At 46.1% G+C, this 2340-nt stretch carries 3 protein-coding genes; all 3 read right to left on the bottom strand.

Going from position 1 to position 2340, the window contains the following annotated elements; translation table 11 throughout:
- A partial coding sequence (locus ABGY95_RS05080; protein WP_347440615.1) for an ATP-binding cassette domain-containing protein occupies positions 1-342 on the bottom strand: 342 nt, incomplete at its 3' end.
- Between the two features lie 20 nt (positions 343-362).
- Positions 363-1097: an amino acid ABC transporter permease gene (locus ABGY95_RS05085; protein ID WP_347440616.1), complete on the bottom strand. Its 735-nt coding sequence runs from the start codon at positions 1095-1097 to the stop codon at positions 363-365.
- 151 nt (positions 1098-1248) lie between these two features.
- Positions 1249-2061 (bottom strand): transporter substrate-binding domain-containing protein, encoded by an 813-nt coding sequence (locus ABGY95_RS05090; RefSeq protein ID WP_347440617.1) that lies wholly within the window; start codon positions 2059-2061, stop codon positions 1249-1251.
- Positions 2062-2340: the final 279 nt, after the last annotated feature.

Consider the following 2340-nt stretch of genomic DNA (forward strand, 5'->3'; position numbering starts at 1 on the left):
TGATTCATCACGGCTTAATCCGTGGACATGCACGAGGGGAAGGATTAAATTTTCACGAGCAGATAGGTGCGAGAAAAGGTTATAGGATTGGAAAACCGTGCCAATCGTACGTCGATAGAGTCGAAGGCTTGCTTCGTCTCGGCCTAGGGTGGTCTCATCAAATGTGACTGTTCCACTGATTGGAGTATCAAGGCCTGCGAGGATTCGGAGGAGTGTAGACTTTCCCCCGCCAGATGGTCCAACCAGAACAAGGGAGTTCACTGTCCCTGTTTCGACTGATAGTTTGTCGAGAACACGCGTAGGGCCAAAGGCTTGAGTGAGTTCTTTTATGATGAGTTGCATGATATCACTTGGGGTGCTGGTTATCTCTCGTAGCTGAATGATTTTTCGAGCCATCGAGAAGCAGCTGAAAGTGGTAAGGTGAGCATGAGGTAGCCAATAGCAAGAGGTGCGTAACTCTCAAGTGTTGAGTATGTAAAAGAATTCACTTCACGAGCATTCAGCGTGAACTCGGAGATGGCAATAACAGAGAGAAGCGAAGAATCCTTGATAAGAGATACAAGTTGACCTGCTATAGCAGGCAAGACAAGCCGAACGGCTTGAGGTAGAATCACGAGTCGAAATGATTGCCATCGTGTAAGTCCGATCGCGCGAGCAGAGTCTCGCTGCGTCTTGGGGATGGCATTTAGTCCTCCTCGAAATATTTCAGCCATGTACGCTCCGCTGAAAGCAGCCAGTACCAAGGTGCCTACCACGAAACGATTTTCGAGACCAACGGCACTTGCTATCACATAAAAACCAAGAAGCAGTTGAACAAGTAGCGGTGTTCCTCGAATAAGCTCAACATAGATTCTTCCAGTTGCTTCAAGAAGTGGATTTCGAGCACCCAAAAACAACGCGACAACAAGGCCTATTGCCACACTGAGTATCAGGGCTGCAACACTTAATCCAAGAGTAACGATCCAGCCGAAAAAAAATTTCTGTCGATACTCCCAGACACCAGACCAGTTCCAGTCGCCAGGCACTTGCCAGCAAGCGAGAATAAGTAGAAGGGTAACCGCCGTAGCAACAATAAGATGGGCAACAGAACGGGACATAACTATATCATTGGGTCTTTGCGTGAAATAAAAGGGCGGGAATCGTTGGGAAGTCTACCGGTCGCCTTATGATTAAGTGTAGGGTCGAATCGCACTTTTCTATGGCTGGTTGTCCGTCCTATGGCAGCACGAAGAATATGGGAGTTTGTGCTCAAAAGTAGAATGGGATGTTGTGTGCCTTAAAATAGGCTTTTTCGTCCGGTAGAAATTTTTTTCCAAGTTTATCGAAGCCGCCTGTATCTTTAAATTTCTGAAGAAATTTATTGATTTCTTCAAGCAGTTTGACGTCTTGTTTTCGAAGCCCAATCGCCCAGGTTTCCTGATGAAATGGATTGAGGATTGCTCTGGTTGTCTTTGGGTGGCGGCGATGATGGCGATATACGGAAAGTGAGTCATAAATGAAAGCATCTACTTTGCCTTGCATGACTTCAAGCACAGCAGCGGACTCCATATCCAAGACAAATACGTGAGCATTTTTGAGTTTTTGAGTCGCGTATTTGTGAGCAGACGTTCCTAGTTTGACAGCTATACGAACACCCGGTTTTGTGATGTCGTCAGCTGACAAGATCGGTGAATTTTTTCCGACAAGGAGAGTTAGCCCAGTTTTCAGATATGGGTTTGAGAAAGCGATTGCCTTGGCCCGCTCTGGCGTTGATGTCATAGATGAAATGATGCAGTCAATTGTCCCGGTTCGCAGGGCTGGAATCAGTCCATCGAACGCAATATTTTCAATAAGAATCTTGCGACCAAGGTGTTTTCCAAGTGAGTGTGCTAATTCCACACTAATGCCGTCTGGCTGACCTGCTGTATTAGTCATCTCAAATGGCGGATAGGAAAGTTCCATGCCAACCCGAAGAGCGGGTTGGGCTGCTTTTGCTTTAGAAAACGAAATTTCTTCAGTGCATGCGATGAGTGTGATGAGGATTCCAATCACGTAATACAAAGATGGTTCTCGGTTCCGCATGTGGCTGTCCAGTACTCCTCACTCAAAAGTTTTTATTAGTATATGAAATCCGAGAGTTCTGCAGGAATACACACGGTGGTTCGAGTGACGGTACATTTCTTTGGAGCTGTAAACACTTAATGTTAAACTTATTCGTACGGTTTGGCACAGGTTGCCTAGCACGGGGTGCCTATACTGCTTTGATAGGCAAGTTCGTTATGACAAAAATTTATGTAGCGTTGTTCTGTTGCTTGCCTCTTTCAATTGCTTTTGCAAACGGGCGCGATCAGGATCCGACCA

The sequence above is a fragment of the Rubritalea sp. genome (assembly GCF_039830215.1).
GTDB lineage: Bacteria > Verrucomicrobiota > Verrucomicrobiia > Verrucomicrobiales > Akkermansiaceae > Rubritalea.